Consider the following 14,219-nt stretch of genomic DNA (forward strand, 5'->3'; position numbering starts at 1 on the left):
CAGACTTCCTTTAATAGGCACGGTTCAGGCGCACTTCCAGCAGGTGCTGCAAGCGGGTGAAGATGATGACCACCACCCAGTAGACCAGGGCCACCGCCATGAAGCTCTCGAAAAACTTGAAGGAGGAGGAGGCTTCCATCTGCGCCTTGCCCATGATCTCGGCCACTCCCAGGGTAAACGCCAGCGAGGTGCTCTTGATCATGTCGATGAAGTAGTTCATCAGCGACGGGGTCGCTATGCGCGCTGCCTGCGGCAATATGATCCGCCGCATAGCCTGATAGCGGCTCATGCCGATACTGAGCGCCGCTTCCATCTGACTCTTGTGAATACCCAGGATGGCGGCACGGATCGACTCTGCCATGTAGGCGGCGAAGTGCAGTGTCAGGCCGACGATGGCGGCGGTAAAGGCATCCATTCCCACGAAGACGGGGAACAGTTGCGGCAGTCCGTAGTAGAGCAGGAACAGCTGGACGAGCAGCGGCGTACCTCGAAAGAACGAGATATAGAGCATCGCCAGCCAGTGGATCACGGGGATGCGAAACACCCGTACTATCGCCAGGGTCAGCGACAGTACGAGTGCCAAGACGAATCCCCACAGGGCCATTTCCATCGTGGTGCCCAGGTATTTGAGCAGGATGGGGAACAGCCCTAGGGTGTACTCGAGGTCAAATTCCATCATTTATTTGTCGGTGATGTCAGCTGCGAACCATTTCTCGGAGATTTGACGCAGGGCACCATCTTTGCGCATGGCGGTCAGGGCGTCGTCGACCTTCTTCAGCAGAGCCTGCTTTTCAGGCGTCTTCAGGAAGGGCAGGGCGTTCTCAATAGTCTCGAACGGTGCGCCAGCCTGTTGCAGCGGCAGCTTGGATTCCTTGATCAGCTGGGCGGTGGAGACGCGGTCCATCACGAAAGCATCGATGCGACCCAGGGCTACATCCTGCTCGAAGCTGGAGTCATAGGTGCGGATATCGATCTTCTTGTTCGGGTCGTTCTTGCGCAGCAGCTCTTCGAAGTTGGAACCCAGGTTAACGGCAACCGTCTTGCCTTCCAGATCCTTGATGCCGTGGATGGTGCTGTTGCCCTTGCGGACCACTATCTGGGCACCGTCATAGACGTAGGGTTGGGAGAAGGCGTACTTGGCCTTGCGCTCGTCGGTGATGGTGATCTGGTTGGAGATGGTATCGACGCGGCCGGTTTCCAGCATGCCGAACAGGCCGGAGAAGCTGGCGGTCACGAACTCGACCTTGTAGCCGGTGCGCTCACCGATCTGGTTCCACATATCCACCTCGAAGCCCTGCAGCTTGTCCTGCTTGACGAAGGTGAACGGGAAATATTTGCCGGACATGCCGACCTTGATGGTTTCCTGGGCGATGGCTTGACCGGACAGGGCGGCCAGCAGAATGGCGGCACCGGAGACCAGCTTGATGGATGATGTCATGGGGATTCCTCTCTCTGTTGTTCTGTATTTTTAGTTGTAATGACTGGATTTGCGTTGATGTTATTGGAATAAAACCCAAAGAATAAATGATATTTGGTTATATAAAATAACCGGTTAAGGTCAGGATCCCCGGGGTCGTCCGGGTGGGATCAGGCTGTGGGTAACTTTGGGGATGAAATAAGATTCATCGGTGCTGGATCCTTGAAAGTCAAGGATCTTATTTGCCGGATCCACGAGGTGGCGGCTAGAGATCCAGCCGCTAAAAACGTAGAATAGCCGGTCTTTAGTTAATCAATTGACGGGAGTTTAGAGTGACTGCTTCGCTATGGCAGCAGTGCCTTAACCGGCTGCAAGATGAGTTGCCCTCGGCAGAATTCAGCATGTGGATCCGGCCGCTTCAAGCGGAGTTGAGTGACAATACTCTGACCCTGTATGCACCGAATCGCTTTGTTCTGGACTGGGTACGAGACAAGTATCTCATCCGGGTTAATGGCATCATCAATGAACTCTGTGGGGTCGATGGCCCCACCCTGCGTTTTGATATAGGTAATCGTCCCCATCCCGTTGCGATCGCAAGAGCGCCGGCGCGGGGTGCTGTGCCTGTGAATAACTTGCAGAAGAGCTGGGAAAGCAAGGCTGACGCCAAGCCTGAGCCGAACCACAAGAGCAACACCAACGTGAACTATACCTTCGAGAACTTCGTCGAGGGTAAGTCCAACCAGTTGGCCCGTGCGGCTGCCCGTCAGGTAGCCGACAACCCGGGTGGCGCTTACAATCCTCTGTTCCTATATGGCGGCACCGGTCTGGGCAAAACCCACCTGCTGCATGCCGTTGGCAACGCCATCAAGGAGCGCAAGAAGGACGCCAAAGTCATCTACATGCACTCCGAGCGGTTTGTGCAGGATATGGTGAAGGCGCTGCAGAATAACGCCATTGAAGAGTTCAAGCGTTATTACCGTAGCGTCGATGCCCTGCTCATCGATGACATCCAGTTCTTCGCCAACAAGGAGCGCTCCCAGGAGGAGTTCTTCCATACCTTCAATGCGTTGCTTGAAGGTAACCAGCAGATCATCCTGACCTCGGATCGCTATCCGAAGGAGATCAATGGTGTCGAGGATCGTCTCAAGTCCCGCTTCGGCTGGGGCCTGACGGTAGCGATCGAGCCGCCGGAGCTGGAGACCCGCGTCGCCATCCTGATGCGCAAGGCGGATGAGAACCAGATCCACCTGCCGGACGAAGTGGCCTTCTTCATCGCCAAGCGTCTGCGATCCAACGTTCGTGAACTGGAAGGCGCCCTCAACCGGGTGATTGCCAACGCCAACTTCACCGGCCGTGCCATCAACATCGATTTCGTGCGCGAAGCGCTGCGCGACCTCTTGGCATTGCAGGAGAAGCTGGTCACCATCGACAACATCCAGAAGACGGTGGCTGAGTATTACAAGATCAAGCTGGCGGATCTGCTGTCCAAACGCCGCTCACGCTCCGTTGCCCGTCCGCGTCAGCTGGCGATGGCACTGGCCAAGGAGCTGACCAACCACAGTTTGCCGGAGATAGGTGATGCCTTTGGTGGCCGTGACCACACTACCGTTCTTCATGCCTGCCGCAAGATAGAGCAGCTGAAGGAGGAGAGTCACGACATCAAGGAGGACTATTCCAACCTGATCCGAACCCTCTCTTCCTGATATGACGGTGAGTGGACAGATGCAGCGCGAATATTCCAACCTGATCCGAAACCTTTCGTCCTGATAACAACGGAGAGCACAGATGCAGCTCGAAATTAGCCGTGAGGCCCTGTTACGTCCTCTGCAACTGGTGTCCGGTGCCCTGGGTGGCCGGCCGACCCTGCCGATCCTCGGCAATGTCCTGCTTGATGTCAGCCAGGGTCTGCTGTCGCTGACCGGGACTGACCTGGAAGTCGAGATGATAGGCCAGGTCTATCTCAATAATGAGAGCCAGGATGGCCGCACCACTGTGCCGGCGCGCAAGCTGCTGGATATCTGCCGTGGCCTGCCGGAAGGGGCGGACATTCGCCTCAACACCGAAGGCGAGCGCCTGATCATCCGTTCCGGTCGTTCCCGTTTCAACCTGTCGACCCTGCCTGCCAGTGAATATCCGAATATCGAGGATTGGGAATCCGTGCTCGAATTCGACATTGGCCAGCTGGAGTTGAAGAAGCTGATCGATGCGACCCAGTTCTCCATGGCGAGCCAGGACGTGCGTTACTACCTGAACGGCATGCTGTTCGAGAGCGAGGGCCACGGTCTGCGTACCGTGGCGACCGATGGCCACCGTTTGGCCACCTGCCGTCGCGAGGTAGTGGAAGAATCGCTGCCCGATCATCAGGTTATCCTGCCCCGTAAAGGTGTGCTTGAGCTGGTGCGCTTGCTGGAAGCGGAAGACAAGCCGGTAAGGCTGCAGATTGGTCGCAGCAACCTGCGCGCCGCGCTGGACGGCTTCATCTTCACCTCCAAGCTGGTGGATGGCCGCTTCCCTGATTGGCGTCGGGTTATTCCGCGCAACAGCGACAAGGCTCTGATCGCCGGTCGTGAGGATCTGCGTCAGGCATTTGCCCGCGCCGCCATCCTCTCCAACGAGAAATTCCGTGGGGTGCGTCTCAATCTGCAGGAAAACCTGCTGCGCATTACCGCCAACAACCCGGAACAGGAAGAAGCCGAAGAGCTGCTTGACGTACAATACGAAGCCAGCGAGATGGAGATCGGCTTTAACGTCTCTTATGTGCTGGACGTGCTGAATACGTTAAAATGTGACCAAATTCGGATTAGCCTGAGCGATTCCATCAGCAGTGCCATTATTGAGGATTTTGATCATCAGGATGCTCAGTACGTGGTGATGCCGATGCGGATCTAGTCGTGTCCCTGGTCAAACTCCAGCTCAGCGACTTTCGCAATATCCAGCAGGCCAGTCTCAAGCTGTCCCCCGGTCTCAATATCCTGGTCGGGTGCAATGGCAGCGGCAAGACCAGCGTGCTGGAAGCCATTCACTATCTTGGTCTCGGTCGCTCCTTTCGTACTCACCTGACCGGGCGGGTTATCCGCCAGGGGGAGCGGGCCTTTACCCTGTTTGCCCAGTGTGAACTGGAGGGGCGTCAGGTGCCCATCGGGCTCGCCAAGGACAAGAGTGGCGAGACCCAGCTCAAGATCGCCGGGGCCCAGGCCCAGCGACTGGCCGATCTGGCCGAGCTGTTGCCGGTGCAGTTGATCCATCCCGATGGCTTCAACCTGCTGACGGGGGGGCCCCAGGCTCGCCGGGCCTGGCTGGATTGGGGCGTTTTCCATCAGGAACCGACCTTTTTCTCCCTGTGGGGACGAGTGCGGCGTCTGTTGAAACAGCGCAATGCGCTGTTGCGCCAGAGCACCCAGTATCGCCAGTTGGCGTTCTGGGATCAGGAACTGGTGCGGCTCGGGAGTGAACTGGCCGAGTTTCGCGCCAGTTATTGTCAGGCCATTACGCCCCTGATCAAGGAGATGACGGCAGATTTTCTGCCCGAATTCGACATCAGTCTCGGTTTCTATCGGGGCTGGGAGAAAGATACCCCCCTCGGCGACTTGCTGGAGGCGGGGTTTGAGCGGGATCGTACGCTGGGTTACACAGGGGTTGGCCCACAGAAGGCCGATGTGCGACTCAAGGCGAACGGTGTGCCTGCTCAGGATATTTTGTCCAGGGGTCAGCTGAAGTTGTTGGTCTGTGCCATGCGACTGGCCCAAGGGCTCTATTTGAATCAACATAGCAGCCGTGGCTGTATTTTTTTAATTGACGATTTTGCCTCTGAACTGGATGTCGACAAGCGCCGTTTGCTGGCCACAAGGCTGAAGCAGTGCGGTTCTCAGGTGTTTATCACCGCCATCGACACCGGCCAGCTCGCAGACATGATGGATGCGAATGACTGCAAGTTGTTCCACGTGGAACAAGGCAAGATCTCCGAAACGTTAGAGAAGGCAGAGAGTAAGCTATGAGTGAAAATACTTACGACTCCTCGAATATCAAAGTACTGAAGGGCCTGGATGCGGTCCGGAAGCGCCCGGGGATGTACATCGGCGATACGGATGATGGCTCAGGTCTGCACCACATGGTGTTTGAGGTCGTCGATAACTCCATTGACGAGGCTCTTGCTGGCTACTGCTCCGATATTCTGGTCAAGATCCATTCCGACGGTTCTGTATCCGTGCGTGACAATGGCCGGGGTATCCCGGTAGACATGCACGAGGAGGAGGGCCGCTCCGCCGCAGAAGTCATCATGACTGTGCTGCACGCCGGCGGTAAATTCGATGACAACTCCTACAAGGTATCAGGCGGCCTGCACGGCGTGGGCGTCTCAGTTGTTAACGCCCTCTCTGACAAGCTGTTGCTGACCATACGTCGCAACGGCCATGTCTATGAGCAGACCTATCACCTGGGCGAGCCTGTGGCGCCGCTCAAGCAGATTGGCGACAGCAGCAGCGGCACGGGTACCGAAGTGCGCTTCTGGCCGAGCCCGACCATCTTCACCGATACCCTGTATCACTATGAGATCCTGGCCAAGCGTCTGCGTGAGCTCTCCTTCCTCAACTCCGGTGTCTCCATCCGTCTGCAGGACGAGCGTGATGGCCGCGAGGTGCATTTCTGCTATGAGGGCGGTATCAAGGCGTTCGTTGAATACCTGAACCAGAACAAGACCCCGATCCACCCCAAGGTATTCCACTTCTCCACAGAGCAGGACGGCATCGGTGTCGAAGTCGCCATGCAGTGGAACGATGCCTATCAGGAAGGGGTTTACTGCTTCACCAACAACATCCCGCAGCGGGATGGCGGTACTCACCTGGTGGGTTTCCGTACTGCGCTGACCCGTACCCTCAATACCTATATGGACAAAGAGGATTACAGCAAGAAGGCCAAGTCGGCCGCTAGCGGCGACGACGTGCGTGAAGGTCTGATTGCGGTCATCTCGGTCAAGGTACCGGATCCCAAGTTCTCCTCCCAGACCAAGGACAAACTGGTCTCTTCCGAAGTGAAGACCGCCGTTGAACAGGCGATGGGTGAGAAGCTCGGCGAGTTCCTGCTGGAAAACCCGGGCGATGCCAAGATAGTGGTCAACAAGATCATCGATGCGGCCCGTGCCCGTGAAGCTGCCCGCAAGGCCCGCGAGCTGACTCGCCGCAAGGGTGCGCTGGATATCGCCGGTCTGCCCGGCAAGCTGGCAGACTGTCAGGAGAAAGACCCGGCCCTCTCCGAACTCTACATAGTGGAAGGGGACTCTGCTGGCGGTTCCGCCAAGCAGGGTCGCAACCGCAAGAACCAGGCCATACTGCCGCTCAAGGGCAAGATCCTGAACGTGGAGAAGGCCCGTTTCGACAAGATGATCTCCTCGCAAGAGGTGGGCACCCTGATCACAGCCCTGGGCTGTGGTATCGGTCGTGACGAGTACAACCCGGACAAGCTGCGTTACCACAACATCATCATCATGACGGATGCGGACGTCGATGGTGCGCACATCCGTACCCTGCTGCTGACCTTCTTCTATCGTCAGATGCCGGAAATCATCGAGCGTGGCTACATCTACATAGCCCAGCCACCGTTGTACAAGGTCAAGAAGGGCAAGCAGGAGCAGTATCTGAAAGACGAAGATGCGCTGCTGCAGTACCAGACTGCCATGGCGCTGGATGGTGCGACCCTGCATGTCAACGAGTCGGCGCCGGCTATCGGTGGCGAGGCACTGGAGCGTCTGGTCAACCAGCACCGCGCCGTGTCTCACCTGATCACTCGCATGTCCCGCCGTGCTCCGGATGCCGTGCTGACCCAGCTGATCTATCAGCCTGAGTTGAACGAAACCCTGCTGGCCAGCGAAAGCGATCTGCTGGCCTGGTGCCAGGGCATGGAAGCCGTGCTCAACGAGAGCAACCACGGTATTCAGTACCAGATCCAGGTGCGTCGTGACGAAGAGCGCAGCCTGTTCGTGCCGCATGCCGTCGTGCGTCAGCACGGGGTAGACCGTGAATATGCGATCAGCTACGACTTCCTGCAGTCCTCCGAGTACCGTCAACTGGTCTCGCTGGGCAAGGAGATTGCGAACCTGATCGAGGACGGTGGTTTCATCAAGCGTGGCGAGAAGGTCAAGCCGATCGCCAACTTCGTGGAAGCGGTCGACTGGCTGATGGGCGAAGGCAAGCGTGGCATCTACATCCAGCGCTATAAAGGGCTGGGCGAGATGAACCCGGATCAGCTGTGGGAAACCACCATGGATCCGGAAGCCCGTCGCATGCTGCGCGTCACCATCGACGATGCCGTCGGTGCCGACCAGCTCTTCTCCACCCTGATGGGTGATGCCGTTGAGCCCCGTCGTGACTTTATCGAGACCAACGCCCTGCGCGTTGCCAACCTCGACGTCTAATCGATGCAGTCAGACAGCTAAAAGCCGCTCCTTGTGAGCGGCTTTTTTACATCTGCAGTCAGGGGATCGCACTATCCGTTCCCCATCAGGATGGCGACCAGCCCTGGATTATCTCGGATCGTCATGGATGTTCCACGTGAAACACAGTGCTGACCATTGCCAACCAAACACTTGTGATTGTTTATCATCAGCCCAGCTCGGGCGCCGGGCAGTAGAGACGCAGGCGATGGCCATCCGGATCGAGCGCCATGCCGGTGTAGCCAAACTCCATCTTGGTTGGCTGCTGGAGTATGGTCAGGCCGCGAGCCCGCCACTCGGCCAAGCCCATATCGACACTGGCTTCATCAGGCAGAGGGAAGGCCAGCTCCATGGCGCCTGCACTCTGGGTAACGGCGGGTTCTACTGTGGCACTGGACCAGAGCGCCAGCCTGGCGCCTGACTCGAACACGAACATGGCAAAGGTGGGAGACTCTTCGACTGGCGGATGGCCAAACAGCTCGCGATAGAAGAGGGCGCTGCGAGCCGGATTCGCGACATAGAGAATGGTGAACTGTGGGACTAACAACATGGTAATGCTCCTTGATTCGGTGGAGGGCGCATCTACGCCGACCCCGTCAGCATGGCGCTACCTGCTGTCAGTTTCTGTCAGCAATGAATTTTGGTTGCGGGATCTGCTGGGTAGCACGCCACTCTTTCAGCAGGCTCTCTCTGCTCTTGGGATAGCGCTTATCTTCCTGCTGCATCCGGGTGATGCGATCTACCCGAAAGTGACGAAAGCCTTGCCGCAGTTCGCACCAGGCGACCAGTACCCGCACCTGCTCGAAGTAGCCGAGAGCAAATGGCCAGACGGTGCGCTCAGATAGCTCCTTTTTCAGATCGCGATAGCTCAGGGTCACCTTGCGCTGCTGGCGGATGGCACTGCGCAGGGGGGCCTCATTGACAGGGCTGTCGCTGCGGGAGGTGCCGATCAGCAGGGCATTGGCCTGGAGCTGTTGGCGGTATTCGGCGGGTAGCACGGCCTCTATCTTGGCCAGTGCACTGCTGGCAGATGCACTCAAGGCTTCATCACAGTGCGCGACGACCCAGCGTGAACCCAGCACCAGGGCTTCCAGCTCCTCTTCGCTGAACATCAGCGGGGGCAGCATGAAGCCAGGGCGCAGCACATAGCCGATACCGGGCTCACCTTCGATATGGGCACCTTGAGCCTGCAGGGTGGCGATATCCCGATAGAGGGTGCGCAGACTGATGCCAAGCTGGCTGGCCAGCTCTGTGCCTGTGATGGCGTAACGGTGACCGCGCAACAGCTGGAGCAGGGCCAGCAGGCGTTCGGAACGGGACATGGCATGGCTCCTTGAGATCTGCGGTTAGGGTGCCATGTTTGGGCGAGCCGGGACAAGGTGGGGGATTATGCTCACCTCTTTTATTATCACTAGAAGATGCCAAGGGAAGCTAAGAGCCACATCTGATGTTTCAGAAAATTTTTCATTTTTCGCCCTTGAAAGCAAAAAACTGGCCCCTATATAGGTAACAAGGCCGGAACGCTCGACAGAGGTTTCGACCAAGAACCCGTCCAACAGGAGGGTAAATAATCCGTTATCGCTCACAAGAGGGTAATACTATGCGTTCTATCGATTTTTCCCCGCTCTATCGTTCTGCCATCGGTTTCGATCGTCTGGCCAATCTCATCGAATCTGCGGCCAGCAATGGCAATGCCGGTTATCCCCCCTACAACATCGAGCAGCTGAGTGACAACGACTACCGTATCAGCATGGCGGTGGCTGGCTTTACCCAGGAAGAGCTGGAGCTGAGCTTCCAGGAAAATCTGCTGACGGTGAAGGGCAGCAAGCAGGCAGAGTCCGATCGCAACTACCTGTATCAGGGCATAGCCGAGCGAGGCTTCGAGCGTCGTTTCCAACTGGCCGACTATGTGCGAGTAAAAGGGGCTGATCTGAAAAATGGCCTGCTGCACATCGAGCTGATGCGAGAAGTACCCGAGGCGATGAAGCCGCGCAAGATTGAGATCAACGGCTAACACCTGATTTGAATCCATTTTTACCAAGCTTCCCGGGTGCCGATGACGGGCCGTGGAAATGAAAACCTGTTGCTTATTAGAAGGATAGGATTATGCGTAACCTCGATTTTTCTCATCTCTATTCCAATGCCGTCGGCTTTGAGCGGATGGCCCGTGAGCTGGAGGGTCTGTTTGAACAGAAAGCAGCAGCCTATCCCCCTTACAACATCGAAAAGCGGGAGCACGACAGCTACCGCATCACGCTAGCGGTGGCAGGCTTCGAGCGCGAAGAGCTGGAGCTGGAAACCGAAAACGGCACCCTCAAGGTGAAGGGGCGCAAGGCCGCTGCCGGTGAGCGTCAGTTCCTCCATCAGGGTATCGCAGAGCGTGACTTCGAGCTCGCCTTCAAGCTGAGTCAGCACGTTGAGGTGCAGGGCGCCAAACTGGAACATGGCCTCTTGACCATAGATCTGGCTCGCGAGCTGCCCGAGGCGCTCAAGCCTCGTGCCATCGAGATCGGCAAACCCGATCAGCTGGCGCTGCCCAACTAAGTGACAAGAGATGAAAAAGGCCTGCGATTGCAGGCCTTTTTGTTTTTGGCAGGCTTGATCAGCGAGCGTAGAGAGTATTGATTTCGTCCGCAAGGATGGCAATGCCACGGCGCACCAGCTCCTCGCTCTGGGAGTAGTTGAGGCGGATGCACTCCTGGCTGTGGCGCCACTCCGGGTCATCAATGCCGGGGAAGAAGTAGTGACCAGGCACGATCAGCAGATTCTTGGCCTTCAACCGTTCATACAGCTCCTGGCTGTGGATCGGCAAGCCTTCGAACCAGAGCCAGAGGAAGAGGGCGCCTTCCGGCTTGTGGATATGGAAGCGCGGGTCCGGGATGGCGTCTCGCAGCAGTTGCACGGCGAAGTCGGCCTTCTGCTTGTAGAAGGGTTTCACCACTTGTTCGCTAAGGGCAATGATCTCGCCGCTCTCGATCATGGGGATTGTGATGGCGGGCCCCAGGCTGCCCGGCGCCAGGTTGATGATGCCGCTCAGGTTGGTGATGGCCTGGATAATCTTCTCATCGGCGATGACGATGCCACAGCGGGTGCCTGGCAGTCCCAGCTTGGAGAGGCTCATGCAGAGGATGGTGTTGGCGTTCCAGAACGGCTTGGCCTCGCTGAAGATGATGCCGGGAAAGGGCACACCGTAGGCATTGTCGATCAGCAGTGGAATGCCCTTGTCGCGGGCGATCTGATCGAGGTGTTCAATCTCTTCGTCGGTCAGCACGTTGCCAGTTGGATTGGTCGGCCGAGAGACGCAGATCACGCCGATATCGTCACCCACCTGCAGACTTTCGAAATCCACATGGTATTTGAACTGGCCATCGGGCAGTTTCTCTATGGTGGGTTTGTACGCCACGAAATAGTCATCGGCCAGTGCCGAGTCGGCATAGCCAATGTATTCGGGCGCCAGGGGGAAGAGCACCTTCTTCTTGCGGCCATCTGCGAACTCACCGGCCAGCAGGTTGAACAGGTAGAAGAAGGCATTCTGGCTGCCGTTGGTCAGGGCGATATTGCGGGACGTGATATTCCAGCCGAGCTCCTTGCTGAGCAGGGTGGCCAGTGCCTTGGTGAACCTGTCTTTGCCTTGGGGGCCGTCGTAGTTGGCCATGGCTTTGACCAGTTCGCCATTGTCGAGCAGGTTTCTGGCTTCGGTTTGAAAGCGCTCCAGCATGGCGGGGATCGGAGCCGGATTGCCGCCACCCAGCATGATGGCGTCCGGATTGGTCAGCCCCTGATTAAGGTCATCCATGAGTTGGGTAATGCCGGCGTGGCGAGTGAACTTCTCGCCGAACAAGGAAAATTCCATTCGGTGACGGATCCAGAGTCAGTTACGGGGATGTAGCACCATAGCTCAGTTTAAAAGCGGGTGTCGATCAAAATAACGGGACGTTCCACGTGGAACATGACTCAATAATCAAGCATGGTAAAAAATACCACTAATGGGTTTAAAAATGACCACACATGATGTTTTGTGCGACGTACCTTGGTGTCATAAGAAGATAAATTTAAACAAATTCATACTCTTATGTATTTTTTGAGGGTTGGCACGACTATTGGAATAGCTATCTGGTCATCTCAACCATACCGGAGCAAGCCAGATGAAAACCCTGATCGCCACCCTGATAATGAGCACCCTCAGCCTGAATGTCATGGCAACTGAAAACCCCAGACCCGAACTGGATACCGCCAAACTGGGACAGGAGATGCTGGCCCAGCAGCAGGAAGCATCCCGGGCTGTGGTGCTGGATGCCCTCAGCAACTTGAAGCCACTGGTGCTGGATACCCTGGTGGTGGAAGCTAGCTCGGCCGATGCGACTCACCCCGAGAGTTGAGATGACGCAGGGGAGTCTGCCCCGTATGCTGCTTGAAGAAGCTGATGAAGGCGCTGTCGCTGGAGAACTCCAGCGAAGCCGCTACCCGACTGATGGGCACAGCCTCGGCCAGCAGCTCCATGGCGCGCAGCAGACGCCACTGCTGGCGCCATGCCTGATAGCTCATGCCGGTTTCCCGCATGAAGATACGACCTATGGTCTTGTCACTGGCACCCACCCGTTCGGCCAGCCGGTTGAGCCGATCGGGCAGGGTGTCCCCCCGTTTTACCTCCTGTAACCAGACTGCCAGGCGAGGGTCTGCCGGCAACGGCAGCTGCCAGGATTGTCGCGGCGCTTGCGCCATCTCCTCCATGAACAAGGCCAGCGTCCGGCTCTGCTCCACTTCCGGTTTATCCCATGACCAGAGCGCCATTCGCTCTATAACCTCCCGCAGCAGTGGATTGACAGCGATCACCTGCACACTGGCTGGCAGCTCTGGTTGTGGCATGAAGTAGAGGGATCGGTAGGCCACCACGCCGCGCATCAAGACCCTGTGGGGCGTACCCGCCGGCAGCCAGGCTGCCCGGCTGGGTGGCAGCAGACAGACCCGATTGGCCAGCTCTATGCTCATGCAGCCAGCCTGGGCGAACAACAGCTGATGGCGTTGATGCTGATGCAAGCCTGAGTCGTGCCAACCCAGTGCAGAGGCTATGCCGATCACGCTGCCAGTCAGGCGGTCGGGATCAAAGGGGTGATCGGGAAGAATAAAGGCCATATGTCTGATTGTTGATGTTTATAGTCTTGCTTATTGTAATCAGACATTTCGTATCTCTCTAGACTGGCAACCTCTCGTCAAGGAGGTTTGTCATGAACAACAAGTTGCCACCGCTCTGGCTGGTGGTGGGATTGATGATGTTTCCCCAGATAGTGGAGACCATCTACAGCCCTGTGCTGACGCATATTGCCAGTCAGTTCAGGGTGAGTGACGGGCAGGCGTCCCAGACACTGTCGGTCTATTTTCTGGCGTTTGCGGTAGGGGTTGTCTGTTGGGGTCGCCTCTGCGATCTGATCGGGCGGCGTCCGGCCATGCTGGCCGGTCTGCTGACCTACGGGGCTGGCAGTCTGCTGGCATTGCTGGCCAACCAGTTTGAAACCCTGCTGCTGGCCCGGATCATCTCGGCCTTTGGCGCCGCCGTGGGATCTGTCGTGACCCAGACCATGCTGCGTGACAGTTATCAGGGCAGCGATCTGGCCCGTGTCTTCTCCGTGATGGGGGTGGCTCTGTCCATCAGCCCTGTGTTGGGGCTGGTGAGCGGCGGTCTGTTGGCCGAGCAGTTAGGCTATCTCGGTGTCTTCAGCGGCTTGCTGGTGCTGGCCCTGGGATTGACGGTGATCGCCAGCTGGCGTCTGCCTGAAACCCGTCCTGCCATCACTACCCGGGTGGCTCTCTGGCCACTGGCGTGCCGGATGGCAAGGGATGGCGGGCTCTGGCGCAGCGCCCTGCTGGTCGCTCTGTTCAATACCATGCTGTTTGGCTACTACAGCCTGGCACCGTTTCTGTTTGCCGGATTGGGATTGAATGCTAGCGAGTTCGGCTATTCCGGCCTGGTGTTGGCGCTAGGGACTCTGATCGGCAGCCTGCTGAACAAGCGCTTGTTGGGCAAGGGCTGGCAGTCGATGTCGCTCATCCGGCTGGCCACGTCGCTGGCGCTGGGGGCGGGGGTTGCTGTGTGGACGAGTCAGGATTCGCTCTGGTTCCTGTTGCCCATGATGGGAGTGGTCGTGGCCTTTGGTATCGCCATTCCCAATGTGCTCAGTCAGGCCTTGCTGACTTATCGGGAGGTGGCAGGCAGTGCGGGTGCTCTGTTCGGGCTGGCTTACTACCTGTTGCTCAGTCTGGGGTTGGCACTGGCGGCCGGTTTGCAGGATCTGGGCATGCTGCTCTTTGGCTGTGGCCTCTTGGCCGTACTGTGCAGCGGACGGCGTTCCACGTGAAACATCAGCTGCCGATAAAGCGGTA

14 protein-coding genes are annotated in these 14,219 nt (G+C 57.5%); 8 read left to right on the forward strand and 6 right to left on the reverse strand.

The window, feature by feature from the left end; translation table 11 throughout:
• Positions 1 to 10: 10 nt before the first annotated feature.
• Together GWQ31_RS15360 and GWQ31_RS15365 are read right to left on the reverse strand one after the other, a co-directional pair.
• On the reverse strand, positions 11 to 679 hold the full coding sequence (locus GWQ31_RS15360) for an amino acid ABC transporter permease (RefSeq protein ID WP_087756815.1): 669 nt from the start codon (positions 677 to 679) through the stop codon (positions 11 to 13).
• Entirely contained in the window at positions 680 to 1,438 is a 759-nt protein-coding gene (locus GWQ31_RS15365) for an amino acid ABC transporter substrate-binding protein (RefSeq protein ID WP_005319547.1), read from the reverse strand.
• 311 nt (positions 1,439 to 1,749) lie between these two features.
• Here GWQ31_RS15365 and dnaA point away from each other — a divergent pair, with 311 nt between their 5' ends.
• The 4 genes from dnaA (at position 1,750) to gyrB (ending at position 7,823) form a co-directional block, all read left to right on the forward strand.
• The gene (gene dnaA, locus GWQ31_RS15370) at positions 1,750 to 3,120 is read left to right on the forward strand and encodes a chromosomal replication initiator protein DnaA (RefSeq protein ID WP_275909720.1); all 1,371 of its coding nucleotides are present in this window, start codon (positions 1,750 to 1,752) and stop codon (positions 3,118 to 3,120) included.
• 82 nt (positions 3,121 to 3,202) lie between these two features.
• Positions 3,203 to 4,306: a DNA polymerase III subunit beta gene (dnaN, locus tag GWQ31_RS15375; protein WP_005319542.1), complete on the forward strand. Its 1,104-nt coding sequence runs from the start codon at positions 3,203 to 3,205 to the stop codon at positions 4,304 to 4,306.
• Positions 4,307 to 4,308: 2 nt separating this feature from the next.
• Complete coding sequence (recF, locus tag GWQ31_RS15380; RefSeq protein ID WP_021139890.1) at positions 4,309 to 5,412, forward strand: DNA replication/repair protein RecF; 1,104 nt, start codon at positions 4,309 to 4,311, stop codon at positions 5,410 to 5,412.
• Positions 5,409 to 7,823: a DNA topoisomerase (ATP-hydrolyzing) subunit B gene (gyrB, locus tag GWQ31_RS15385; RefSeq protein WP_096117958.1), complete on the forward strand. Its 2,415-nt coding sequence runs from the start codon at positions 5,409 to 5,411 to the stop codon at positions 7,821 to 7,823. Before recF ends, gyrB begins: the two co-directional genes overlap by 4 nt.
• Before the next feature lie 187 nt (positions 7,824 to 8,010).
• Here gyrB and GWQ31_RS15390 read toward each other — a convergent pair whose 3' ends face one another.
• Both GWQ31_RS15390 and GWQ31_RS15395 read right to left on the reverse strand, forming a co-directional pair.
• Complete coding sequence (locus GWQ31_RS15390; RefSeq protein ID WP_265462934.1) at positions 8,011 to 8,388, reverse strand: VOC family protein; 378 nt, start codon at positions 8,386 to 8,388, stop codon at positions 8,011 to 8,013.
• 70 nt (positions 8,389 to 8,458) lie between these two features.
• A complete protein-coding gene (locus GWQ31_RS15395) occupies positions 8,459 to 9,163 on the reverse strand; it encodes a YafY family protein (RefSeq protein WP_275909721.1) in 705 nt (234 codons plus the stop codon).
• A 278-nt stretch (positions 9,164 to 9,441) separates the two neighbouring features.
• Here GWQ31_RS15395 and GWQ31_RS15400 point away from each other — a divergent pair, with 278 nt between their 5' ends.
• Positions 9,442 to 9,855 carry an Hsp20 family protein gene (locus GWQ31_RS15400; RefSeq protein ID WP_005319532.1) on the forward strand — a complete coding sequence of 138 codons (414 nt, stop codon included), beginning with the start codon at positions 9,442 to 9,444 and terminating at the stop codon, positions 9,853 to 9,855.
• A gap of 92 nt (positions 9,856 to 9,947) precedes the next feature.
• A complete protein-coding gene (locus GWQ31_RS15405) occupies positions 9,948 to 10,385 on the forward strand; it encodes an Hsp20 family protein (RefSeq protein ID WP_058395536.1) in 438 nt (145 codons plus the stop codon).
• A gap of 58 nt (positions 10,386 to 10,443) precedes the next feature.
• Here GWQ31_RS15405 and GWQ31_RS15410 read toward each other — a convergent pair whose 3' ends face one another.
• Complete coding sequence (locus tag GWQ31_RS15410) at positions 10,444 to 11,694, reverse strand: valine--pyruvate transaminase (RefSeq protein WP_059169632.1); 1,251 nt, start codon at positions 11,692 to 11,694, stop codon at positions 10,444 to 10,446.
• A 292-nt stretch (positions 11,695 to 11,986) separates the two neighbouring features.
• Here GWQ31_RS15410 and GWQ31_RS15415 point away from each other — a divergent pair, with 292 nt between their 5' ends.
• Positions 11,987 to 12,220, forward strand: coding sequence for a hypothetical protein (locus GWQ31_RS15415; RefSeq protein ID WP_219598113.1), 234 nt, complete (start codon positions 11,987 to 11,989; stop codon positions 12,218 to 12,220).
• On the opposite strand, the gene GWQ31_RS15420 is transcribed toward GWQ31_RS15415, so the two are convergent.
• A complete protein-coding gene (locus GWQ31_RS15420; protein WP_275909722.1) occupies positions 12,186 to 12,974 on the reverse strand; it encodes a helix-turn-helix transcriptional regulator in 789 nt (262 codons plus the stop codon). The two genes, GWQ31_RS15415 and GWQ31_RS15420, sit on opposite strands and share 35 nt — an antisense overlap.
• Positions 12,975 to 13,066: 92 nt before the next feature.
• On the opposite strand from GWQ31_RS15420, the gene GWQ31_RS15425 reads away from it, so the two are divergent.
• Complete coding sequence (locus GWQ31_RS15425) at positions 13,067 to 14,194, forward strand: multidrug effflux MFS transporter (protein WP_113721696.1); 1,128 nt, start codon at positions 13,067 to 13,069, stop codon at positions 14,192 to 14,194.
• The last annotated feature ends 25 nt before the right edge of the window (positions 14,195 to 14,219 follow it).

Source organism: Aeromonas sp. 2MA4, assembly GCF_029237305.1.
Classification (GTDB): Bacteria; Pseudomonadota; Gammaproteobacteria; order Enterobacterales; family Aeromonadaceae; genus Aeromonas; species Aeromonas salmonicida.